A 21,581-nucleotide genomic window follows, 5' to 3' on the forward strand; every position below is an offset into this window, starting at 1 on the left:
TCACGCCGATCACGCCGAGGTGCGGCCCACCGGCGGCCCACCCGGGACGGCGGCCAGCAGCTCGCGGGTGAACGGCGCCTCGGGGGCGGCGAGCACACCGGCGGTCGGGCCGGACTCGATGATCCTGCCGTCCCGCATCACCGCGAGCCGTCCCGCGGCGGCGGCCACCACGGCGAGGTCGTGCGAGATGAGCAGATAGGCCATCCCGTGCCTGTCCTGGAGCCGGCGCAGCAGCGCGAGGATCTGGGCCTGTGTCACCGCGTCCAGGGCGGACACCGGCTCGTCGAGCACGATCAGGTCGGGCGACGGCGCCAGCGCGCGGGCGATGGCGACACGCTGGCGCTGCCCGCCGGAGAGCGCCGATGGCCGCCGCCGAGCGACCTCGGGGGGCAGGGCGACATCCTCCAGCAGGCGTCGCACCCGTTCCCGGCGCTCCGCCCGGGTGCCCGCGCGCAGCGCACGCAGTGGTTCCGCGATGATCCGGCCCACGCTCATCAGCGGGTCGAGCGACGCGTACGGGTTCTGCGCGACGAACTGCACCCGTCCGGCCCTGACGGGCGCGCCGTCCAGCAGTACGCTCCCGCCCGTCGGCTCGACGAGCCCGGTGATCATGCGGGCGATGGTCGACTTGCCCGACCCGGACGCGCCGACCAGCCCGAGCGTGCCCGCCCGGTCCAGCGTGAACGAGGCGCCCTCGACCGCGACCGTGCCGCCCGGGTACACCTTGCGCAGGTCGCGGACCGCGAGCAGCGGGTCTCCCACGGTCGGCGCGGGCCCGGTCAGCGGCCGGGGGACCGAGTCGAGCAGCAGCCGGGTGTAGGCGGCCTCGGGGCTGCCGAGCACCCGCTCCGCCGGGCCTTCCTCCACGACGCGGCCCTCGCTCATGACAGCCACGCGGTCCGCGCGGTCCGCGGCGACGCCGAGGTCGTGGGTGATCAGGAGAATGCTGGTGCCGTCCCTGGCCGCGACCTGCTGAACGAGATCGAGCACGGTCTTCTGCACAGTGGTGTCGAGCGCGGAGGTCGGCTCGTCGGCGATCAGTAGCGCGGGCCGTCCGGCGAGCGCCATGCCCAGCAGCACCCGCTGCCGGAAGCCGCCGGAGAGCTGGTGCGGGTGGCGGTCGAGCACCGCCGCCGGGTCGGGGATGCCCACGCGGTCGAGCGCGTCCTCAAAGGCGGCCTCGCCGGGCCGAGGGATCCCGGTCAGCCGCAGGGCTTCGGCGAGCTGGGCGCGCACGGTCATCAGCGGGTTGAGCGCGGTCCCCGGGTCCTGGGGCACGAACGCGATCCGCCGTCCGCGCAGCCGCCGCCATGCCCGCTCCCGCAGGCCGTCCACCCGCTCGCCGCCGAAGGTGACCCCGCCGCCGGTCACTCTGGCCGTGTCCGGCAGCAGGCCGGCCAGCGCGTGCGCGAGCGTGGACTTGCCCGACCCCGACTCGCCGACCACCGCCACGATCTGCCCGGCCTTCACCGTCAGATCGGCGCGGTCCACGGCCGGCCGGCCGCGCCCGGACGGCCCGTAGCGGACGGTCAGGCCGCGTACGGCCAGCAGGGGTGTCATCGTCTCTCCGATCGCGTGCGCAGCACGTGTCCAAGGTGGTTGACCGCGAGCACCACGGCGACGATGACAAGACCGGGCACGGTCGTCAGCCACCACGCCGAGGCGAGGAACGGGCGCCCCGCGGCGATCAGCGAGCCCCACTCGGGCGCCGGCGGCGGGGCCCCGAAGCCGAGGAAGCTCACGGCGGCGACGGTGAGGACGGCGTTGCCCAGTTCGAGCGTCGCCAGCGCGGCGAGCGGCCCCGCGGCGTTGGGCAGGACGTGGGTCAGCAGCACGGTGGGACGCCCGGTCCCGCACACCGCGGCGGCCTCGACGTACCCGGACCCGCGGACCCTGATGACCTCGGCGCGCATGATCCGGGAGAACACCGCCGCGGCCGACACGCCGACCGCGACGGCCACCTCGCGCGTCCCCGGCCCGAGCACCGCCACGACCACGAGGATCAGCAGGAACGACGGCACGGCGAGCAGCACCTCAACCCCGCGCATGACCAGGTCGTCCAACCGCCCCCGCGCGGTTCCCGCCACCAACCCGATCGCCGAGCCGGCCAGGACGGCGATGCCCACCGCGATGACGGCGGCCTGCAGCGAGGGGGCGGATCCGTGCACGACTCTTGCGAACACGTCCCTGCCCAGCTCGTCCGTACCGAACAGATGCGCGGCTCCCGGGGGCAGCAGCCGTTCCGTGAGATCACCGCGCAGCGGGTCGGCGGCGGAGAACAGGGCGGGCGCGAACGCGGCGGCCATGGCCGCCAGCAGCACGAGGGCCGACGGCACGACGCCGAGCCGCCTCGCGAACGTCATGCGGCACGCTCCCGCAGCCGGGGGTCCACCAGCGGATGCGCCATGTCCACCGCGAGCGTGAGCAGCGTGACGACCGCCGTGGCCACCACGACCAGGCCCTGCAGCATGGGCAGGTCCCGGGTCGTGACCGCCGACTCGATCAGCCGGCCGAGCCCGTTGCGCGCGAAGACCGTCTCCACCACGACCGACCCGGACACCAGCCAGCCGGCCAACAGCGCGATCATCGTCAGCGCGGGCATGGCGGCGTTGCGCAGCGCGTGCGCCGTCACCGCTCGCGCCCGCGACGCGCCCTTGGCTCGCGCGGTGTCGACGTACGGCTGCCGCATCTCCACGGTCAGCCGTTCGAGAAGAACCTGCGCCATGAAAGCCGACGACGGCACCGCCAGCGTCACAGTCGGCAGCACCAGACCGGCGAGCCCGTCCTCGGCCCTGGCGGGGAACAGCGGCAGCCCGAACGAGAACGCCTGCAACAGCACCAGCCCGAGCCAGAAGGTCGGGACGGACAGCGACAGGCCGGGCAGTGCGCCGAGCAGGCGGCGCAGCCACATGTGCCGGGTGTACGCGGCAGACCAGGCGATCAGGAAACCGAGCGGGAGCGCCACCAGCAGCGCGCCGCCCGCCAGCGCGAGGGTGCGCGGCGCCGCCTCGGCGATCGTCGCGCCGACGTCCCGCCCGGTCTGGAACGACGTGCCAAGGTCGCCGCGCAAGGTGTCGAGCAACCCGTCGAGATAGCGCTCGACCGCCGGGCGGTCCAAGCCGTACTCGGCCCGCAGCGCGGCCACCCGAGCCTCGTCCACCCCGTTCTCCGGCCCCATCATGATCCGCACGGGATCGGCGGGCAGCATGTCGAAGGCCGCGAAGGTGAGCGTGTAGGCCGCCAGCACCACGGCCGCCGCCTGCGTGAGGCGCCGCGCCACGAACCGGGTCATCTCAGCTCCGGATGTCCAGGAGGATCCGCTGCCCGCCGATCTCCTGGCCGGTGTAGAGCACCACGTTGCCCGGCCGGAGCCTGCCGAGCAGCGCGAGGGTCAGCGCGCGCTGCCCCCCGGTCGGGATGACGCCGCCCTCGGGCACCGCCACCTCCCCGTCCTGCCGGAGCACCGCGCACCCCGACCAGGCGTCGATCGCCGTGGCCGTGGCCGGCGAGTCTTCCGAGGCGGCCGGGCGGGCGGCGTAGCGGTGACCGCGCAGCGCGCGCCCGAGGTCGGCCGTCCACTCGTGGCCATCGAAGCCCACCACCAGGCTGAGCGTACGGGTCGCACCAGGACCGGGCGGGCCGGGCACCAGCCGGTCGGTCAGGCTGACCACCTCGACGTCGCCGATCACGCGCGCCGGGGCGGACAGCGTGCCCGCGGACTTCCCGTCCTGAAGCCCCTGGACGAAGTACGCGGTGTCCTCGGCGACCAGCGTCCCCTCGTGCCGGCTCAGCAGGTACGCCGGGCCGAGCAGTTCGCCGTCGAGGGCCACCGGCGGCAGGACCACCGCGCCCCCGTGCTGGAACCCGTAGGCCCCCTCGGCGTACCCGCCCGTCACGGCCTCGGCGGCGAACCGTACGATCGCCGCGTGGGCGATCCGCCGGGTCATCACCTGGACGGCGAACCAGTCGCGGGCGTCCTGGAGCCTGGTCAGACCGTCGGTGTCGGCGAGCACCCGCACCCGCGACGGGTCGGTGAACGGGATGAGGGCGTCCCGCAGCAGCACGAGCTGCCACAGCCACTCGTTGTAGAGGTTGCGCGCGGCGTGCAGGCCGGGACCGGCGATGAGCCGTTCGACCACCGGTGGAATCCAGGCGTACCCCACGCAACTGCTGTGGATGTCCGACGGACCGGGCGCTCCCGTGCCGGGCACGGTCCTCACCAGGTCCAGGACCACCTCGGACACCGCGATGGCGTTCTCACGCAGCTCGCCTCTGACGCCCTGGTCGGCGAGTCCGGCGTCCAGCCGCAGCGTCGCGTAAGGGCCGGACGTGCTCAGGCCGGCCTGGAGCCCGGCGATGAAGTCGGCCCTGGTGGCCTCGCCGCCGCCCGCGGCGGCGACCGCCGACTCCAGCAGCGTGCTCGCGGCGGCGACGAAGGTCACGGGATCCACCGCGCGGCCTCCGGCGAAGTCGTTCCATGTCATGCGCGTACCTCCGCGTCCTGGAAGATCGGCCGCCCCGACGCGTCGAGGCGGACCCCTGTCACCCGCTCCGCGAGCCCCACCGACGACGCCTGCTCGAAGAGCGGGATGCCGTGGCCGCCGGAAAGGATCGCCTTCGCCGCGGTCTCCACGGCGCCGGCGCGCTCGGCGGGATCGAGCACCGTGGCGATTCGGGCGATCGTGCTGTCCACTTTGTCCGGCTGAGTGCGCCGCAGCGGGTTCGCGCTCTCCACCGGGTACACGCTGGCGAGGACCGCGGGATCGCCCCTGGTCACCGCCCAGGAGACGAAGTCGTAGTCGCCCGAGCCCTGCCGCGCGCTGTTGGTGGCGTCGTCGAGCGGTGTCGGCCGTAACTCGATCCCGACCTCGGCGAGCTGCTGGGCCATGAGCTGGTACACCGAGCCGTAGGGTTCGTTGGCCGAGTAGACCAGGTCGAACGACAACCGTTGCGATCCCATGACGCGCACGCCGTCCGGACCGCGCCGCCAACCGGCCTCGTCGAGCAGCCGGGCCGCCTCGTCGGGCGCGAATGCCAGGTCGGCGGAGCGGTCGGCGTAGCCGGGCGTGGTGGTGGCGAGCACGTCGGTCGCCGGGCGTTCCCCCGCCGCGAGCAGCGGCGCGAACCGCGACCGGTCGAGGGCGGAGCCGATGGCACGCCGTACCGCGGGGTCGCGCAGCGCGGGCCGCGACTCGTTGGGCAGCAGCGTGAACACGATGCCGGGCCGGGTGGCGGAGAGCAGCCGGGGACCCCGCTCGCCGAAGGACCGCTGGTCCTGCTGGAGCACCTGCAGGTCGGCGTCCAGCTGCCCGGAGAGGAGGCTGCCGTGCCTGACGCTCGGGTCGGTGACGATGGCGAAGGTCAGCGCGCGTACGCGCGGGACGCCCTGGTGGGCGGCCAGCTCGCTCGCCCAGGCGTATCCGGTGCGCGCGGAGAGCCGTACCTCCTCGTTGAGCGCGACCTGGCCGAGAACGAACGGCCCGGAGCCGGCGAGTGCGCCCGCGCAGCGCTGCTCAGGGGTCTTCCCGAGCGTGCCCGGGGAGAGCATGCCGAGCGTCACTGTCGAGGTGGCCTGGAGGAACTGCGCGCTCGGGGCGCCGAACCGCACCTCGACGGTCTTCGCGTCGGGCGCGGAGGCTCCCGCGTACCCGGCGAGGTAGCCCGAGCCGAGCGGGGACCGCGCGCCGAGCCTGGAGATGTCGTCGAGGTTGGCGACGACCGCGGCGGCGTCCAGCGGCACGCCGTCGCTGAACGTCGCACCGTCGCGCAGGGTGAAGGTGAACCGCTTGGCCTGCTTGTCGACCTTCCATGACGTCGCGAGCCACGGCACGATCTCTCCGGTGCGCGGGTCCTGGTCGGTGAGCGAGTCCACGAGCTGGCGCGACACCTGAAGGTTGGAAGTCTGCGGGGTCTGGTGCGGGTCGAGGCAGCTCACCGGCGCGGCGAGCCCGACGGTGAGGGCGTCCCCGGCGGGCCGCTCGGCGTCCGCGGTTCCGCAGGCCGCGAGCAGTACGGCGCAGCACGCGAGTACAGAGGTCAATCGATGCACGGCCACCACTCTGCGAGCCTGCCCCCGAAATCCCGAGGCCCCGTTCTCACTCTGTGGAAAGCGGGCCGGGGTTTCCGCTCAGTGGAACCCGGGCGCCCCACCCCCTGCCACCAGACGATGTCCTACGGCGGGGTGCCCTTGAGGAGGAACCCGGCCGCGCCTACGCGCAGCGCCCGCAACAGGTGTGCGTCGGTGTGGAAGGTGGTCAGGACCGGTACCTCCGGAGCGCCGGACCTCACCCGCGAGCAGGAATCCGTGCGGCCGGATACTTAAGTACATCCATCGACCGCAGACGGCCGACTTTGGTCGCCGCGTGACCGTCCTAAGCCCGATTACGCGCCGGGCGTCATCTGCCTACCGTGGAGCCATGACCTCCACCGACTCGAAATCCCCCCTGGCCGGCCTGTCGGGTCTGCTCTGCTTCATCCTGGTCGCCGGTGGCGCGAGCGGCCTGCTGCACGAGTGGTTCGGCTGGATCCATTTCATGGGCTTCCTCCGGTTCCTCGCTCCCGAAGGCTACGAGATCTACAGCTACGCCTTGATGATCGTCCTCGGTCTTGCGATAGGCGCGGCCGGCAACGCGCTCACCCGACGAGGCCGCAGGTGAACCACTTCGGGTGACCGTCTCGGGGCCTGGGAGAAACGGATACGCGGGTCGGTGTCCGTGCCGCGCCACGCTGCTTGTAGCGTCCGCGTGTGACCGAGGAGGAGTGGGCCGAGCACCGGCCGGCGGTTTTCGGGGCGGCTTATCGGCTGCTCGGCAGTGTCGGCGACGCCGAGGACGTGGCGCAGGACGTCTGGCTGCGCGCGGCCGGCGCCGACCTGTCCGGGGTCGAGGATCTGCGGGCCTGGCTGGTGACGGTCGCCGCCCGCAGGTCCTACGACATCCTCCGGTCGGCACGGGTGCGGCGTGAGACGTACGTCGGTCCGTGGCTGCCCGAGCCGTTGCTGACCGGCCCGGACGCCGCCGAGCCGGTGCTCGTCGACGAGTCGGTGAGCATGGCGATGCTTCTCGTCATGGACCGGCTCACGCCGCCCGAGCGAGTCGCGTTCGTGCTGCACGACGTCTTCGAGGTGCCTTTCGACCGCATCGCCTCCGTACTCGGCGTCACTCCCGCCGCCGGCCGCCAGCTCGCCTCGCGGGCGCGGCGCCGGGTGGCCGCGACGCGGCGGCAGCCACGCGCGAGTCGCCCGGAGCGCGAGCGGGTGCTCGCGGCGTTCCGCGCCGCGTACGAGACGAGCGACCTGAAGGGGCTGGTCGAACTCCTGCATCCCGACGCGGTGTACGTCACCGACGGCGGCGGCAAGGTCTCCGCCGCGCGCAAGGTCATTTCCGGCGGTGAGCGGATCGCCATGGTGCTGTCCCGGGTGGCCGGGCGGTGGGGGCTCTTCCCGCTCGTTCCCCGCGAGGTGGGTGGGGAGCTCGCGCTGGTGGCGTACCGAGATAGGCGGATCGTCCTGGTCGATACCTTCGACATCGCGGCCGACGGCCGGATCCTGGAGATACGGCGGGTGGTCAACCCGGACAAGCTTTCGCATGTCGGCCCGGCGCGCTGATTTTTTCTGGCAAAGGCCGTCACATCGGCGGGTGCCGTCTCGTCTCCCTGGTGAGAACCGAAAGAGAGACCGGGAAAGGTGGGAGCACGATGTCACGCTTGAACATCGCCGAGGTGGCGCCCGAGATTTACAAGGCGTTCCTGCACACGGAGCAGGTGATCTCGAAGGGGCCGCTGGACGCCGTGGTCCGTGAGCTCGTCAAGATCCGTGGCTCGCAGCTCAACGGCTGCCTCTTCTGCATCGACATGCACATCCATGAGGCGCTGCGGCTCGGTGAGACGCAGGATCGGATCTACCAGCTGTCCGCCTGGCGGGAGTCGGAGCTGTACACCGACGCCGAGCGGGCCGCGCTGGCGTACGCCGAGGCCGCCACGGAGCGGCCCGACGGCGTGTCGGACGAGGTCTGGGACGCGGTGGCCGCCGCCTTCAAGCCTGAGCAGGCCGGGTACCTGGTCGCCCAGGTGGCGCAGATCAACCTGTGGAACCGCATCGCGGCGCCCATGCACACGCTCCCTCCGAAGCGAGGCTGACGGGGCGCGCCGGGACTCCCGGGTGACCTGGGTCGTCTCGTTCGGACAGGTCGGAGCGTCGGCCGGACCGGCACGACGCCCCGGGCCCCGGCGGGGGCGCCGTGCCGGTCCGGGGCGTCGTGCCGCCGTTCAGGAGTCTGGCCGCGACGGCGGCTCTGACCTCGTACGTGAGCTCGGACAGATCCTATGTACCGACATGGCGGGATCGGACCTCGTTGATCTCCGCCTCGTGGAGCACCGCCCAGTCCGCCAGTGCCGACAGCGGTTGGAGCAGGGTGCGCCCCAGCGGGGTCAGGCTGTACTCGACGCTGGGCGGCACGGTCTGGTGCACCTCGCGCCGCACCAGCCCGTCGGTTTCCAGGCTGCGCAGCGTGCGGGTCAGCATGCGCTGGCTGATGCCCTCAATGGCACGGTGCAACTCGTTGTACCGGTATGGGCGCCTCCCGAGCAGGACCACCAGCAGCATGCTCCACTTGTCGCCCATGCGCCGGAACACATCACCGACCGGGCACGCGGCGAGCTCGTCGGCCGGCACCGGGCGAGGCAGCTCGTGGGCGAGTACCGAGGGAACACCGGTGTTCGTACCGGACATGAAACTGCCTTCTTTCAGTCTGCGGCGGGACGACTCACGATGGACCAGTTGATGTCGAGCCTATGGAGGACACCGTGCCGAGCCAACCGTCGAAGACCGTGATCATCAGTGGTGGTACCGACGGTATGGGCCGCGCGACCGCCCTGGAACGGCTTTCGAGGGGTGACCACGTCACCGTGATCGGCAGCAGCGAGGCCAAGGGACGTACTCTGCTCGACCAGGCCGGGCATCCGAACCTGCGGTTCCTGCGGGCGGACCTGTCCTCGATCGCCGAGGTCGAGCGGGTGATCGCTCGCATCGGCGAGGAACACGACACCGTCGATGCGCTGGCGCTGTTCGCCAACCGGGTGAACCCGAAGCGCAAGGAGACCGCGGATGGCTTGGAGTCCACCTTCGCCCTGTACTACCTGAGCCGCTATCTGCTCAGTCACCGATTGCGCCCGCTACTCGACGCTGGCTCCGACCCAGTGATCATCAACGTCGCCGGTGTCGGAAACACCGCGGGCCGGATCCACTGGGACGATCCCCAGCTGACGCGCCGCTACGGCCAGGTGCGTGCCCAGCTTCAAGCCGGCCGGGCGAACGACCTGCTGGGCGTCATGTTCGCCGGCCAGGCCGGGAGTAAGGCGCGCTACGTTCTCTACCACCCTGGATTCACCCGCAGCGGGGTCGACGGCCACCCGAATCCAGTGGTCCGGGGATCGCTCAAACTGCTCGCGAAATTCTTCGCCCGCTCGGTGGCCGACGCGGTCCAGCCGATCGTCCAGTGGATCGACCGACCGCCGGCGGACCCGCTTTGCGCGATCGACCGGGGCAAGCCGGTCGAGAAGTCCCTGAAGACCCTCGACCCCGACGCCGCCGCCCGCCTGGCCGCCTACACCGAGAGCCTGCTCCGCGGCCGCTGAACCCGCACGAAGATGCCCGTGACAGCCTGTCCGCCGCTCGCACGCGGTCGAGCCTCGCGGCGACGTTCGCGTTCAGCGAGGTTCTCCCTTCGCCCTTGCGGCGTACCAGTTGGTGGAGCAGGGCTCCCGGGGCGTGATGCCGAAGACCTGGCCCGGCCCCCCAGGCCTCCCCGAAGCTGGGCGGCTCGAAGCCGGTCGCGCCGCGCACCGTGCTGCGCAGCCCATCCGGCCCGACCGCCAGGTCGTGCTCCTCGTGCAGCGTCAGCTGCCAGCGCTCCCACCCCGGGCGGTCGGCCATGCCTGTCAGAGGTGCGGTTGATTCTCACTCTCCCCACAGTTTCGCGGTCGTGTCGCCGCTGCCGGTGGCGAGGGTGGTGCCGTCGGGGTCGAACGCCACCGCGTTGATCGCGGCCTCGTGTCCGGTGAGGGTGGTGGTGAGTTCCCCGGTCTTGGTGTTCCACAGTTTCGCGGTCGCGTCGAGGCTGCCGGTGGCGAGGGTGGTGCCGTCGGGGTCGAACGCCACCGCGTAGACGCTGTGCGTGTGTCCGGTGAGGGTGGTGGTGAGTTCCCCGGTCTTGGTGTTCCACAGTTTCGCGGTCGCGTCGATGCTGCCGGTGGCGAGGGTGGTGCCGTCAGAACTGAAAACCGCCGAGGGAACCGAATCCTTGTGTCCGGTGAGGGTGGCGATGAGTTCCCCGCTCTTGGCGTTCCACAGTTTCGCGGTCGTGTCGCCGCTGCCGGTGGCGAGGGTGGTGCCGTCGGGGCTGAAGGCCACCGCGAAGACGCTGTTCGTGTGTCCGGTGAGGGTGGTGGTGAGTTCTCCGGTCCTTGCGTCCCACAGTCTCACGGTCCCGTCGTCGCAGCCGACGGCGAGGGTGGTGCCGTCGGGGTTGAACGCCACCGCGTGGACCCACCCCGTGTGTCCGGTGAGGGTGGTGGTGAGTTCTCCGGTCCTGGCGTCCCACAGTTTCACGGTCTCACCGCTGCTGGTGGCGACGGTGGTGCTGTCCGGGCTGAACAGCGCTCCGAAACTCCTATTCGTGTGTCCGGTGAGGGTGGTGGTGAGTTCTCCGGTTCTTGCGTTCCACAGTCTCACGGTCCCGTCGAGACTGCTGGTGGCGAGGACGGTGCCGTCGGGACTGAACACCACATCCCAGACCTCACGCTTGTGTCCGGTGAGGGTGGTGATGAGCTCTCCGGTCCTGGCGTTCCACAGCTTCGCGGTCCCGTCGTCGCTGCCGGTGGCGAGGGCGGTGCCGTCAGGACTGAACACCACCGTCTGAATCGACCTCTTGTGTCCGGCGAGGGTGAAGAGGAGGTGGTGTTCGCGGTAGTCGGGAGGCCCGGACTCGGTACTGACGCCGGGGGAGGTGGGGCTTCGCCTGGGTGCCGGGGAGTCGGTTTCGGGGTTGATGGCGACGAGGGCGAGGGGGACGGCCGCTGCGAGGGAGAGAGCGGCTGTGGTGAGGACGATTCGGCGAGATGGGCCGAGGCGGTGGCCGGGCGGGATGGGGCGGTGGTGGGGGACGATCGGAGGTTCGCCGGGAGGACGGGGTGCGGTGGCGGGGGGTGTGAGGCGCTGTTCGATGTGGTGCAGGTGGGTGAGGACGTCGTGAGTGTGGGTGGGACGCCGGTCGGGTTTCTTGGCCAGGAGTTTGGCGATGAGCTTGTCGAGCGCGGCGGGGACGTCGGGGTGATCTGCGCGAACTCTGGGGGGTTTGATATTCAAATGCTGCCCCATCAGCCCTTCGGCCCTGTCGCTGTTGAACGGCGGGTGACCGGTCAGCAGGGTGTACAGGATGCCGCCCAAGGCATACAGGTCGGTACGGTGATCGGTCTCCTGACCCAGCCATTGTTCGGGAGCCATATAGCTTGGGGTGCCGACAGGTCCGTCAAAGGTCTGCGCGGTGGACGCATCGACCATTTGCGCGATCCCGAAATCGCAGATCTTCAGCTGGTCTCCCGGCAGCAGCATCAGGTTCGCCGGTTTGAGGTCGCGATGGACCACCCCAATGCCATGCGCGGCCACAAGCGCGTCGGCCAGTTGCACCGCCAGCGACAACACCCGCCGCGTCGGCAACCCACCAGGGTGGTCGGCGAGCTCGGCCGCCAGATCACGGCCGTGCAGGAACTCCATCACCAGATACCATCGGCCGTCCCGATCCTCGCCGAAGTCGTCCACCCGGGTGATACCCGGATGTTCCAACCGTACCGCGATCTTCGCTTCCTGCCGGAACTTCGACAACACAATCGGATTCGACACCGAGATCTCCCGGTGCAGGAACTTGATCGCGACCACCTGATCCCGTAATAGATCGGTGGCTCTCCATACTTCACCGAAACTCCCGCCCCCCAGAGTTCGCTCCAACCGATACCGGCCCGAGACCTCCAGCCCAGCCTCCACCCAGTCACCCTCATTCGCATGGTCAAGAGCGATAATCGTCTACTGTGCGCCCGGACTTCAGAAAGAAATACATTAAGGCGATTATGGACCTAACCCGCGGTGCAGGCGGCCAAATAACCCCCATGTCGCCACTGCAAGCCTTAAATCCTCAAGGAAATGCAGCCCTGCGACCGCCGATCCGACCCCTGAAAATGGCCGAGGCGCTCAGGTGCCGCCATGTGGTCGAACAACGGTTCGGGTGCTGTTTTGGGAAGACCGTGGCCCGCGAGAGCACGCCTCGGTCTACGGGCTTGACAACAGTGGAGTCAACGCAAGACCCCTGGGACCTGTTTCGGAAGTCGGTCAGGGGATCTTCGATCTTGAGAGGGAAGTGCTGGTTTCCACCCGCTCGTCTCGGATGACAACTTGGGCCGGTGGCCCGTAGGGAACCGGGAGTCCTGGGGCGAGTAGATCGCGATGACGCCTCCGTACCGGATGGTTCAGTCGTCGAGGACCGTCAGGTCGAGCTCACAGAGGCGTTCGGGGGCGGCCAGTACCTCGATCGAGACGATCTTTCCGTCCGTAACGGTGAAGGCCATGACGGACAGCGGCCGGTGAGAACCTGTCTCTTGAGGGGGCCACTGTGGGCGAGTGGGTGCGGTAGCGGATCGGTCTGGTCCTCCGCTCCGCCGAGTGACCTTCCCGCCACTCGGCAACGGCCGTCCGGGGCCTCTCCGCGCCGCCGGAGACGTCAGGCGGTCAAAGGTCCAGGCCGGAGCCGCCGAACCGGTCCTGCAGGAACCTGCCCTGGTCGCGCAGGGCCTGCTCGTCGCCTTGGTAGACCGACTCGGCCACCTTGCGCAGCTGGGTGTCCAGCAGGTCGAGCTGGGCGAGCAGTTCCTCGTGGGCGCTGCGCTCCCGCTCGCCGCGCCGGGTGAGCGCGTACGAGCGGGGCAGGTTCGCGTACGCCTCCAGGCTGGACGGCAGGTAGTCTCTGATCGTCTGCGACACGATGTGCAGGTGGTCGGGTGCGGAGGTGAGCGTGTCCGCCCGCCGGAGGATGTCGCGCACCACCTCGGCCAGCACGCCGACCCTCGCCACCACGTCGTCGGGGAACCGGTTCCCGCCGATCTCGGTCAGCAGGGTGTCCAGGTCGGCGTGGAGCCGCCGGGACTCCACCTCCGCGTGTGAGATCGTGAGACGTACCCGGTCCGCCGGGGCCAGCAGCGCCCCGACGCCGTACAGCCCGGCGACCACGAAGGGCCAGAACGACCCGGCGACGTCGAGGAAGACCAGGGCCACCCCGACGAGTGCCAGGGCGCACCCGGCGATGTTCCTGGTCGACCCGGCGTAGGCGAGGATCCGGCCGCCGGGACTACTGGTAGCCACGGATCTCCTTGAAGGCCGCGGCCAGCGAACCCTTCCGGGCGTCGAAGGTCGCCCCACCGGTGAGCTGGGCGATCTGCCTCATCTCGTTGACGTCGCTCTGGTCGGCTCCGTCGAGCGTTCCGGCGTACGACAGCGCGATCCGCACGCCGATCGCGTCCTGGGCCCGCCTGAGCAGCGGTTCCAGGTCGCCGATCTCGCTTCCCGCGAGGACGCGGAGTACGTCGGGACCGTCCACGGGGGTGGCCGGCGCGTCGGCCCCGCCGCACGCGGCCGATGCCATCAGCAGGGTCAGCGCGGCCAGTGCCCGCCTGATCGGACGAGAACCCGTTCGTGCTCTCATCGCGGGAGCGCCCCTTCGCCGTCGTGCCGGGAGCGTTCCAGGTAGGTGCGCGCGTGGTCGAGTTCGACGGTCAGGCTGTCCACGGTGATCGCCATGTTCTCCACGGCCTTGGCCTTGAACGTGTCGATCATGTCCATGGTGGAGTAGACGTTGTCGAACGCCTTGCGTAGCGCGTCCATGTCGACCGTGGTGGATGCCGCCTGGGTCTGGATGTCGGCCGCCTGTGTGCGCAGCATCTCGCTGGTCGCCACGATCAGGTCGGAGGTGGTGGCGTTCAGCGTCGTGATCTGGTCGAGCACCAGCTTCTGGTTGGCGAGAGCCTGCGCCACGGTCACGGCTGTGCGCAGCGCCGCGATCGTCGTCGTGGTCGCCCGGTCCACGCCCTTGATCAGTTCGAGGTTGTTCCTGCGGATCAGATCCAGCGCGAGGTAACCCTGGGCGGACACCGCGAGCTGGGTCAGCAGGTCCTGGTGCTTCTGCCGGATGCCGAACAACGCGTCCGAGCGGAGGGCGGTGGCCTTCTCCGGGTCGGCCGCCTCGACATGCATGATCTTGTCTTCCACCGCGGCGTCGAGGGCGGCGGCGAGCAGGGCGTACTCCTGCAGGCGCTTCATCGACTCCCACAGGTCGGCCTTCTCTCCCTCGATGGCCGCGTTGTCCTTGCGCAGCTCGTCCTGTCCGGACTTGAGGGCGCGGATGATGTCGTCGATGTGCCGCTGTGCCGACTGATATTTCGCGAAATAGTCGCGCAGCTTATTGCCGAACGGGATCAGTCCCAGCAGCTTCCTGCCCGGACTGGACGCCTGCTTGGGGTCGAGGTCGACGATCGTCCGGCGCAGCGCGGTCAGCTGCCCGGCCACCACCGCCTGCGGGTCCTTGCCCTCGCCCCTGGCGGAGGCCAGCGCGGCCACCGGACGCTTCAGCATGCGGTTCGCCACCTGGGAGGAGGCTCGGATCTCCGAGTCGCCCATGGAGGTGATGTCGTGCACCTTGCGGGTGAACTCCGGCGACCGCGGGTCCAGGCCGCTCAGCTCCTCGGCGAAGTCACCCGCCTTCTCCGCCAGTTCGGCGCCTCGCCCCTCAGGGACCGGCAGCATGGTGGCCGCCTTCTCCACGGGCACCTTGGCCACGGGTTCCGGCGGGCTGAGCACGAGATCGCTCACGGTGGTCTCTCCTCGAAGCGGTGGGAAGGCGAGGTCAGGGGGTGGGAGGAGGGTGTGCTTGCTGAGGACCGTGGGCGAGGGGTAGAGCAGCCGCATGTCGGGGCGGATCAAGCCGTCCCGCGCGAAGAGGTGCGAGGCGTACTGCGCCTCGTAGATCATGACCATGGGCGTCTTCCCCATCCCCAGGTAGTCCTCGAACGGAGCCTCGGTGGAGGTCTCGGAGTACCCCTGGTCGAGGAAGAGGGGAGCGACGGCCCCGGCGACCTCGGTGCCCTGCGCGCTTGAGGTGATCACGTCGTCGCCGTTGGCCACGTAGCCGGCGATCGAGAGGTACATCGCCGCGGAGTTGGAGGTGCGGATGTCGGTGGTGGTGAGCAGGACGCGCTTGCGTGCCGGGTAGGCGGTGTTGCCCGGCAGCCTGTCCCACCGGGTGCCCTTGACCACCAGATCCAGATATTTCTTGATATCGAGCACCCGGTAACCCTGGCCGGAGTCCCGCACGACGCCCGCCTTGGCGAGCACGTCCGCGATCGGCTCGAAGGTGGCGATCGCCATGGGGGAGGAGAACGGTGCGAACGTGTGGGTGGCGCCCCGGTCACGCTTGATCTTCTCGGCCGCCGGAGCGCTGGACGGAAACGCGAAACCGTACTTCCTGAGATCCACCGAGGCGGCGATCTGGCGTGATCCGGCGGTGTCGACCTCCACCCGGAGGCCGTGTTCGGCGAAGACCGCCCGCACTCGCCGATCGTCGAAGAACGGCTTCTTCTCCGATCCGATCACCCCGCGCACCAGGGTGAGCTCCCGCGTCTCCGCGCCGCCACGGTTGCCCACCACGACCGCCGCCACCACGGCGGCGCCGAGGAGCAGCGCCAGCCCGACGCCGATCCAACGCTTCATGTGATTCCTCGAAAGCTTGCCTCATATAGCCATAAATCAGCGTTCTGCATTGAATTATGTGAGATATGACGACAGGGCGGAGTGAGGCATCCATGATGCGCTGATAATTCAGCTTTCATTCACCTGCGCGCCATAAAGTAAGGCGGGAATGCCGTCACCTACCGCGTACCGCGATCTCGGCTGTCCCAGTCTCCTGGTTCCGCACACCTTGAGCGGGTCCGGCGGCGATTTCCATGGATTCACCCGGAGCGGGGCCCGAAAAGCCGGTGTCGGCGTGAGATCCCAGGAGATGGGGCCGGGTGACGGGGGCGAGGCCTCACCGGTATCGGTGAGCACCTGTGGACGACCTCGACCATGGACCAGAGGCCGAGCCCGGGGTCACCGCCCCGGGAGGAGGCCGGTGTCGAATCGCACCTCGACGTCGTCGCTGACTTTGAGCGCGCCGAAGAACGCCGAATACGGCCGGATGCCCCACTCGGTCTGCACGATGGTCACCGAGCCGCGTACCCGGTCCTCGGCCAGCAGGCCCTGTAGCGTGACGGGCCGGGTGACGCCGACGACGGTGAGATCACCCTCGATGCGGAACGATTCCGCCGTTCCGCCGATCCGGGTCGACCGGAACGTGATCGTCGGATGACGATCGACGTGCAGGACCTTCTCCTGAAGGTTTTTCTTGATCTCCCGGCGATCGGAGTCCGTGAGCGGCTTGACGCCGCCGGTTCCCTCCCGGACTTCGAACGACCCGGCGTCGACCTCGACGGTCACCGAGGAGCCGGCCGGATCGGCGATGTCGATCGTGGCCTCGCCGTGCCAACGGGTGACCTCGATGGTGAGGTCGTGGCCGGCCTTCGCGCCCAGCCCGCTACGGGTCGTGTCGACGACGAGCCGGCCGGACTCAGGTCCCAACGTGTAGCTACCAGAGGTGATGCCCACCACGTCAGGCTATCCCGCACCCGAGAGCTCACCCTGGCACATGCGTCGGCATGGCGAAGACCGGGACCGGAGCCGACGCGTTTTTGGCCACCGGTCGCTTCTCGCGGGCGGGGATCGGGTAGCCGCGATCCGGTTTCGGTACGCGCGGAGCCGGCAGGGGGCTCGCCGGGGCCCGAGCCCGGTGAGGCCGGTGTACCGACGAATAGGACTTCCTTGACAATTTAATTTGTCGGTCATAGCCTGTGGTCATGCAGGACATCGCCGTGATCGAGGATCCGGCCGCCGCCGAGGTCTCGCTGGACCCCATCCGGGCCCGGTTGCTGGCCGAGCTGAGTGAGCCCGCCTCCGCGACCATGCTGGCCGCCAAGGTCGGCCTGCCCCGGCAGAAGGTCAACTACCACCTCAAGACGCTTGAGGCGCACGGGCTCGTCGAGATGATCGAGGAGCGGCGCAAGGGCAACGTCAACGAGCGCATCATGCGCGCGACCGCGGCCTCCTACGTGATCTCCCCGGCCGCGCTGGCGTCGGTCGAGCCCGACCCGGCCCGCTCTCCCGACCAGCTGTCGGCCGGCTGGCTGCTGGCCGTCGCGGCCCGGTTGGTCCGCGACGTCGGGGCGCTCATCGCCGGCGCCGCCAAGGCGCGCAAACGCGTCGCGACCTTCGCGATCGACGCCGAGGTGCGCTTCGCCTCGGCCGCCGACCGGGCCGCGTTCGCCCAGGAGCTCGCCGGGGCCGTCACGGCCCTGGTGTCCAAGTACCACGACCAGTCCGCCGAGCACGGCCGCGACCACCGGATCGTCGTCGCCGTCCACCCGAGCACGAAGGAAACCCGATGACGCACCCGTTCGAGCTGAACCAGGAGATCGAACTCAGCGCCACGCCCGAGCAGGTCTGGGACGCGATCGCGACCGGGCCGGGCGTCGACTCCTGGTTCATGGGACGCACCGAGCTGGGCACCGCCGAGGGCGGCCCGGCGAACCTGACCATGCTGGGCCAGACCGAGCAGGCCACGATCACCGCCTACGAGCCGGGCGCCCGCCTGGCGACCCGCAGCGAGCAGGCCCCCGACGGCCAGTTCATGGCGTTCGAGTACCTCATCGAGGGGCGCGCCGGCGGCACCACCGTGCTGCGGATCGTGCAGAGCGGCATGCTCGGCGACGACTGGGAGACCGAGTTCGAGGCCATGCAGGCCGGCTGGCCCATCTACCGGGAGACCCTCAAGCAGTACCTCGCGCACTTCACCGGCCGCACCCCATCGGTCACCACGGCCTTCCGGCCCGGAGCGGGCGGCCCGGACGCGGTCTGGAAGACCGTCACCCGGGAACTGGGCGTCACGCCGGACGTCGCCGAGGGCGACGACGTCCGTCTCCCGGACGGCTCCGCCGGGGTCGTCTACTACGCGAACCTGCCCGTCAACCTGGGCGTCCGGACGGATGAGGGCCTGTACCGGTTCATCCACTCCGGTACCGACCGCGGCGACGCCCTCGTGCTCGGCCACCAGAACTTCGCGGGCCGCGACGAGCAGCCCGCGTGGGACACCTGGATGGCCGAGCACTTCGGCTGACCGGCCGGTGCCGGACCACGACGAGCAGCACCTTCATCCCCCCGTACCGCGACCAGATCAGCGGTGCCGGAAATCAGTGACGCGAACCCGGAGGAGCCAGTCCCATGCGCATCGTGATCATCGAGTTCATCAGCTTGGACGGCGTCGTGCAGGCGCCGGGCGGACCCGAGGAGGACACCGACGGCGGTTTCGCCCACGGCGGCTGGTCGCACCCGTTCTTCGATCCGGAGGTGGTGGGCGGCGCCTTCGACGACGCGGTGGCCAAGGCCGGGGCACTGCTGTTCGGGCGCCGCACGTGGCAGACGATGGCCGCGGCGTGGCCCGGGCGGGCCGGTGACCCGTTCGCCGACCGGATGAACGCCATTCCGAAGTACGTCGTGTCCAGGACGCTGGGCGACGACGAGCTGACCTGGAACAACACCGTCCGCATCCCCGGCGACGAGGCCGTCGCCGGCATCCGGAAGCTGCACGGGAGCGACGGCGGCGATCTGGTGGTGATGGGGAGCCCCACGCTCGCGCGCACCCTGCTGAGCGAGGGCCTGGTCGACGAGCTCCGACTTATGATCATGCCGGTGCTTCTCGGTGGCGGGAAGACGATCTTCCCCGACGGCGGTGCGTCGCGCACGCTCGAACTGACCTCCACGGCCATCAGCGACAAGGGCGTGCACCTGTGCACCTACCGGCCGGTCGCCGAGGGGTAGGTCGGGTAGACGGCGGCGAACCTCACCTTCGAGCAGGCGGCCGTTCCCGTCTCGGCCTGCACCGTCCTGCGGAGTCTTCACGGGGCGGGAAGGGCGCAGAAGGTTCTGATCATCGGTGCGGGGGGAGGTGTGGGGACGTTCGCGGCGCGGAGGCCACCGGCGTGTGCGGCAAGGTCGTCGTCACCGTGTGAGATGTGACCGGTGGGGGCACACCTTTCAACGCGCCGTTGCTCCTGCCGCGAGGCCTGTCATCGCCGGCCGGTGCTCGACTTGATCGCGGGATCTCCGAATTGGATTCCAGTGTCTGGGGATGCTCTTCGTCGTTCTCCGTACACGCTCGGGGAAATCGGCGCCACGATCGATCGAAGGGTTGGCAGGGCATGACGACACGTATTCCGCCGTTGCCCGAGGGCGAGGGGGATGAGCAGGCACGGCGCCTGCTCGACGGGCTGGCCGTGGGGGGTGACCGGGTGCCGAACATCTTCACCACGTTCGCCAGGCATCCCCGGCTGCTCCGGCGCTGGCTCGGTCTCGGGCAGCACCTGCTGCGCGAGTCGACGCTGCCCGCGCGGGAGAGGGAGATCGTGATCCTGCGTACCGCCGCGCTGTCGGGTTCCTCCTACGAGTGGGCGCAGCACGTGGTCATCGGGCGGCGGGCCGGGCTCACCGAGGAGGAGATCGACCGCATCGCCGCGGGCTCCGAAGATCCCGGCTGGGCGGACGACGACCGCGTACTGCTGCGGGCGATCGACGAGCTGCACGGCGGGCACGACCTGTCGGAGGCGGCCTGGACGTCGCTGTCCACCCGCTGGGACACCCACCAGGTGATGGACTTCACGATGACCGTCGGCTTCTACACGATGACGGCGATGGCGCTGAACACCTTCGGCGTCGAGATCGATCCCGACCTGGCAGGTGCCTCGTGACCGACCGGCTGGAGGGGTACGCCGCGATCATCACCGGTGCCGGACAGACCCCCGGCCAGATGATCGGGAACGGCAGGGCGACGGCACTGGTCTTCGCCCGGGAGGGCGCCAAACTCGTCCTCATCGACCGCGACCTGGACTCGATGCTGGTCACGGCGGGGTTGGTCGAGGAGCAGGGCGGAACCGCGGTCACCGTCCAGGGTGACGTGTCGGTGGCCGACGACTGGTCGACCGCGGTCGCCACCTGTGTCGAGAGCTTCGGCCGCCTCGACGTGGTGCATCACAACGTGGGCGTGGCCATCGGCGACGGCTCGGCCACCTCGGTCGAGCCCGACGACTGGGCGCGGACCATGATGATCAACTCTGGCAGCATCCTGCTGATGGCCCGGGCGGTGCTCCCCGTGATGCGGGCCGCCGAGCGCGGTGTGATCACCAACATCTCCTCCATCGCGGCCATCGCCGGAAACCCCTCTCCCGGCAATCCGCCCATCACCTACAAGATGTCCAAGGCGGCCATGAACGCCGCGACCCAGCAGCTGGCCCTGGAGAACGCCCGCTACGGAATCCGGGTCAACGCCATCATGCCGGGCCTCATCGACACCCCGCTCGGCGTCGACCTGGGCGCGGCGGCGTACGGCTTGGACAGGGAGGAGTACGCGGCCCGCCGCCACCAGCGGGTCCCGCTCAAGGGCGGCATGGGCACGGCGTGGGACATCGCCAACGCGGCCCTCTTCCTGGCTTCGGAGGAGGCCCGGTTCATCACCGGCGTCCTGCTCCCGGTCGACGGAGGGCAGAGCGCCAGGATCGGCTGAGACACCGGTCTCGGCGCTGCCTCGCGCGCTGTGGGCGCGCCCCGCCGGAGGGGACGGGAGCCATGCGGCCATGGTCCGCATGGCTCCCGCCACCGTCAATGACGAGAGGTTTCCGGCCGGTCCGCTTCCCAGGGAAGCGGACCGTCATCCGTTAGCGGGGTCGGGGAGGCCATGGCGGCGGGTACGGAGGCCGCCACGGGACCGGGTACGAGTTCGGGTACGGCGGTCGCCAACCTGGGTACGGGGGCCGCCAGCCCGGGTACGGCGGGCGCCAGCCCGGGTACGGCGGGATCGGGTACGAGTTCGGGTACGGCGGTCGCCAGCCGGGATACGGCGGTCGCCAGCCCGGGTAGGGAGGCTGCCAGCCCGGGTAGTACGGCTGGCCGACGGGGCCGGAGATGGGCACGCAGTCGTACTGCGGGCACGGCGTGGTGAAACACTGCTTGGGAGAGGGCACGCAGACGCGGCCGGGGCCGCAGTTGACCGCCGCGCACGGCGATCCCGGGTCGCACTTCCCCGCCTGCTGCGCGGCCGGCGCGGCGGCGATGGCCGCCTGCGCGGCCGGAGCGGTGGACACCCCGTCCGCCCAGGCCGTGGTCGTGGCGGCCGGTGATCCGGCCGCCACGACCACGGCCAGCGCCAGGATTAGTTTTCGAAGCATTTTTCCCCCAGATGTCATGATCGGTTCTGCCTCTCTGGCGATGCTCGCACCGGCCATTCCTGCTGAGGGCAAAGCGACCATCAGAAAGTCGGCTGTCTTGCGGAGGATTAGGTATTGCTTCTGGGCGACCGGCATTTTAGCTGGAAATATCATGTCAATTCGGGCAGCCCAACTGCCGA

21 protein-coding genes and 1 pseudogene are annotated in these 21,581 nt (G+C 70.1%); 9 read left to right on the forward strand and 13 right to left on the reverse strand.

Annotated features, from left to right (window positions below):
• Positions 1-9 precede the first annotated feature (9 nt).
• The 6 genes and pseudogenes from AB0K21_RS25275 to AB0K21_RS25300 form a co-directional block, all read right to left on the reverse strand.
• Positions 10-1,560 (reverse strand): ABC transporter ATP-binding protein, encoded by a 1,551-nt coding sequence (locus tag AB0K21_RS25275; protein WP_364153706.1) that lies wholly within the window; start codon positions 1,558-1,560, stop codon positions 10-12.
• On the reverse strand, positions 1,557-2,363 hold the full coding sequence (locus AB0K21_RS25280) for an ABC transporter permease (protein WP_343961454.1): 807 nt from the start codon (positions 2,361-2,363) through the stop codon (positions 1,557-1,559). The genes AB0K21_RS25275 and AB0K21_RS25280 overlap by 4 nt, the downstream gene beginning before the upstream one ends.
• A complete protein-coding gene (locus AB0K21_RS25285; protein WP_343961456.1) occupies positions 2,360-3,292 on the reverse strand; it encodes an ABC transporter permease in 933 nt (310 codons plus the stop codon). Before AB0K21_RS25285 ends, AB0K21_RS25280 begins: the two co-directional genes overlap by 4 nt.
• Before the next feature lies 1 nt (position 3,293).
• A complete protein-coding gene (locus AB0K21_RS25290; protein WP_343961459.1) occupies positions 3,294-4,484 on the reverse strand; it encodes a hypothetical protein in 1,191 nt (396 codons plus the stop codon).
• Positions 4,481-6,049 (reverse strand): ABC transporter substrate-binding protein, encoded by a 1,569-nt coding sequence (locus tag AB0K21_RS25295; protein WP_364153711.1) that lies wholly within the window; start codon positions 6,047-6,049, stop codon positions 4,481-4,483. Before AB0K21_RS25295 ends, AB0K21_RS25290 begins: the two co-directional genes overlap by 4 nt.
• Before the next feature lie 125 nt (positions 6,050-6,174).
• Positions 6,175-6,276: pseudogene (locus AB0K21_RS25300) on the reverse strand (DNA-binding response regulator); the annotation flags it as partial.
• Between the two features lie 140 nt (positions 6,277-6,416).
• On the opposite strand from AB0K21_RS25300, the gene AB0K21_RS25305 reads away from it, so the two are divergent.
• The 3 genes from AB0K21_RS25305 to AB0K21_RS25315 all read left to right on the forward strand — a co-directional run bounded on the left by AB0K21_RS25305 (position 6,417) and on the right by AB0K21_RS25315 (position 8,136).
• Complete coding sequence (locus AB0K21_RS25305; RefSeq protein WP_343961463.1) at positions 6,417-6,656, forward strand: hypothetical protein; 240 nt, start codon at positions 6,417-6,419, stop codon at positions 6,654-6,656.
• 89 nt (positions 6,657-6,745) lie between these two features.
• Positions 6,746-7,606: an RNA polymerase sigma factor SigJ gene (gene sigJ / locus AB0K21_RS25310; RefSeq protein ID WP_364153715.1), complete on the forward strand. Its 861-nt coding sequence runs from the start codon at positions 6,746-6,748 to the stop codon at positions 7,604-7,606.
• 89 nt (positions 7,607-7,695) lie between these two features.
• Positions 7,696-8,136 carry a carboxymuconolactone decarboxylase family protein gene (locus tag AB0K21_RS25315; RefSeq protein ID WP_343961468.1) on the forward strand — a complete coding sequence of 147 codons (441 nt, stop codon included), beginning with the start codon at positions 7,696-7,698 and terminating at the stop codon, positions 8,134-8,136.
• Positions 8,137-8,320: 184 nt separating this feature from the next.
• Here AB0K21_RS25315 and AB0K21_RS25320 read toward each other — a convergent pair whose 3' ends face one another.
• Complete coding sequence (locus tag AB0K21_RS25320; protein WP_343961470.1) at positions 8,321-8,728, reverse strand: helix-turn-helix domain-containing protein; 408 nt, start codon at positions 8,726-8,728, stop codon at positions 8,321-8,323.
• Positions 8,729-8,802: 74 nt separating this feature from the next.
• Between AB0K21_RS25320 and AB0K21_RS25325 the strand changes: the two genes are divergently transcribed.
• On the forward strand, positions 8,803-9,633 hold the full coding sequence (locus AB0K21_RS25325; protein WP_364153720.1) for an SDR family NAD(P)-dependent oxidoreductase: 831 nt from the start codon (positions 8,803-8,805) through the stop codon (positions 9,631-9,633).
• 322 nt (positions 9,634-9,955) lie between these two features.
• Here the strand turns inward: AB0K21_RS25325 and AB0K21_RS25330 are convergent, their stop codons facing one another.
• From AB0K21_RS25330 to AB0K21_RS25350, 5 genes are all read right to left on the reverse strand, one after another.
• Positions 9,956-12,037 (reverse strand): protein kinase, encoded by a 2,082-nt coding sequence (locus tag AB0K21_RS25330; RefSeq protein WP_364153723.1) that lies wholly within the window; start codon positions 12,035-12,037, stop codon positions 9,956-9,958.
• Between the two features lie 738 nt (positions 12,038-12,775).
• The gene (locus tag AB0K21_RS25335) at positions 12,776-13,405 is read right to left on the reverse strand and encodes a hypothetical protein (protein WP_343961476.1); all 630 of its coding nucleotides are present in this window, start codon (positions 13,403-13,405) and stop codon (positions 12,776-12,778) included.
• Positions 13,392-13,745: a hypothetical protein gene (locus tag AB0K21_RS25340; protein WP_364153726.1), complete on the reverse strand. Its 354-nt coding sequence runs from the start codon at positions 13,743-13,745 to the stop codon at positions 13,392-13,394. Before AB0K21_RS25340 ends, AB0K21_RS25335 begins: the two co-directional genes overlap by 14 nt.
• A complete protein-coding gene (locus AB0K21_RS25345) occupies positions 13,742-15,805 on the reverse strand; it encodes a toxic anion resistance protein (protein ID WP_364153729.1) in 2,064 nt (687 codons plus the stop codon). Before AB0K21_RS25345 ends, AB0K21_RS25340 begins: the two co-directional genes overlap by 4 nt.
• Before the next feature lie 378 nt (positions 15,806-16,183).
• The gene (locus tag AB0K21_RS25350; RefSeq protein ID WP_364153732.1) at positions 16,184-16,738 is read right to left on the reverse strand and encodes a YceI family protein; all 555 of its coding nucleotides are present in this window, start codon (positions 16,736-16,738) and stop codon (positions 16,184-16,186) included.
• 248 nt (positions 16,739-16,986) lie between these two features.
• On the opposite strand from AB0K21_RS25350, the gene AB0K21_RS25355 reads away from it, so the two are divergent.
• The 5 genes from AB0K21_RS25355 (at position 16,987) to AB0K21_RS25375 (ending at position 20,741) form a co-directional block, all read left to right on the forward strand.
• A complete protein-coding gene (locus AB0K21_RS25355; protein ID WP_343961484.1) occupies positions 16,987-17,574 on the forward strand; it encodes a helix-turn-helix domain-containing protein in 588 nt (195 codons plus the stop codon).
• Positions 17,571-18,302: an SRPBCC domain-containing protein gene (locus tag AB0K21_RS25360; protein WP_364153736.1), complete on the forward strand. Its 732-nt coding sequence runs from the start codon at positions 17,571-17,573 to the stop codon at positions 18,300-18,302. The genes AB0K21_RS25355 and AB0K21_RS25360 overlap by 4 nt, the downstream gene beginning before the upstream one ends.
• A gap of 104 nt (positions 18,303-18,406) precedes the next feature.
• On the forward strand, positions 18,407-19,003 hold the full coding sequence (locus AB0K21_RS25365) for a dihydrofolate reductase family protein (protein ID WP_364153738.1): 597 nt from the start codon (positions 18,407-18,409) through the stop codon (positions 19,001-19,003).
• 380 nt (positions 19,004-19,383) lie between these two features.
• Positions 19,384-19,929 carry a carboxymuconolactone decarboxylase family protein gene (locus tag AB0K21_RS25370; RefSeq protein WP_343961490.1) on the forward strand — a complete coding sequence of 182 codons (546 nt, stop codon included), beginning with the start codon at positions 19,384-19,386 and terminating at the stop codon, positions 19,927-19,929.
• Positions 19,926-20,741 carry an SDR family oxidoreductase gene (locus AB0K21_RS25375; protein WP_343961492.1) on the forward strand — a complete coding sequence of 272 codons (816 nt, stop codon included), beginning with the start codon at positions 19,926-19,928 and terminating at the stop codon, positions 20,739-20,741. The genes AB0K21_RS25370 and AB0K21_RS25375 overlap by 4 nt, the downstream gene beginning before the upstream one ends.
• A gap of 151 nt (positions 20,742-20,892) precedes the next feature.
• Here the strand turns inward: AB0K21_RS25375 and AB0K21_RS25380 are convergent, their stop codons facing one another.
• Entirely contained in the window at positions 20,893-21,402 is a 510-nt protein-coding gene (locus tag AB0K21_RS25380) for a hypothetical protein (protein WP_364153742.1), read from the reverse strand.
• Between the last annotated feature and the right edge of the window lie 179 nt (positions 21,403-21,581).

This window comes from Streptosporangium sp. NPDC049248, from assembly GCF_040678965.1.
In the GTDB taxonomy this organism is placed as follows: Bacteria; Actinomycetota; Actinomycetes; order Streptosporangiales; family Streptosporangiaceae; genus Streptosporangium; species Streptosporangium fukuiense.

Excerpts from the sequence above, each read along its gene's own strand:
- AB0K21_RS25275 (WP_364153706.1), bottom strand. The coding sequence starts at position 1,560 with ATGACACCCCTGCTGGCCGTACGCGGCCTGACCGTCCGCTACGGGCCG.
- AB0K21_RS25280 (WP_343961454.1), bottom strand. The coding sequence starts at position 2,363 with ATGACGTTCGCGAGGCGGCTCGGCGTCGTGCCGTCGGCCCTCGTGCTG.
- AB0K21_RS25285 (WP_343961456.1), bottom strand. The coding sequence starts at position 3,292 with ATGACCCGGTTCGTGGCGCGGCGCCTCACGCAGGCGGCGGCCGTGGTG.
- AB0K21_RS25290 (WP_343961459.1), bottom strand. The coding sequence starts at position 4,484 with ATGACATGGAACGACTTCGCCGGAGGCCGCGCGGTGGATCCCGTGACC.
- AB0K21_RS25305 (WP_343961463.1), top strand. The coding sequence starts at position 6,417 with ATGACCTCCACCGACTCGAAATCCCCCCTGGCCGGCCTGTCGGGTCTG.
- AB0K21_RS25315 (WP_343961468.1), top strand. The coding sequence starts at position 7,696 with ATGTCACGCTTGAACATCGCCGAGGTGGCGCCCGAGATTTACAAGGCG.
- AB0K21_RS25320 (WP_343961470.1), bottom strand. The coding sequence starts at position 8,728 with ATGTCCGGTACGAACACCGGTGTTCCCTCGGTACTCGCCCACGAGCTG.
- AB0K21_RS25340 (WP_364153726.1), bottom strand. The coding sequence starts at position 13,745 with ATGAGAGCACGAACGGGTTCTCGTCCGATCAGGCGGGCACTGGCCGCG.
- AB0K21_RS25345 (WP_364153729.1), bottom strand. The coding sequence starts at position 15,805 with ATGAAGCGTTGGATCGGCGTCGGGCTGGCGCTGCTCCTCGGCGCCGCC.
- AB0K21_RS25355 (WP_343961484.1), top strand. The coding sequence starts at position 16,987 with ATGCAGGACATCGCCGTGATCGAGGATCCGGCCGCCGCCGAGGTCTCG.
- AB0K21_RS25360 (WP_364153736.1), top strand. The coding sequence starts at position 17,571 with ATGACGCACCCGTTCGAGCTGAACCAGGAGATCGAACTCAGCGCCACG.
- AB0K21_RS25365 (WP_364153738.1), top strand. The coding sequence starts at position 18,407 with ATGCGCATCGTGATCATCGAGTTCATCAGCTTGGACGGCGTCGTGCAG.
- AB0K21_RS25370 (WP_343961490.1), top strand. The coding sequence starts at position 19,384 with ATGACGACACGTATTCCGCCGTTGCCCGAGGGCGAGGGGGATGAGCAG.
- AB0K21_RS25380 (WP_364153742.1), bottom strand. The coding sequence starts at position 21,402 with ATGCTTCGAAAACTAATCCTGGCGCTGGCCGTGGTCGTGGCGGCCGGA.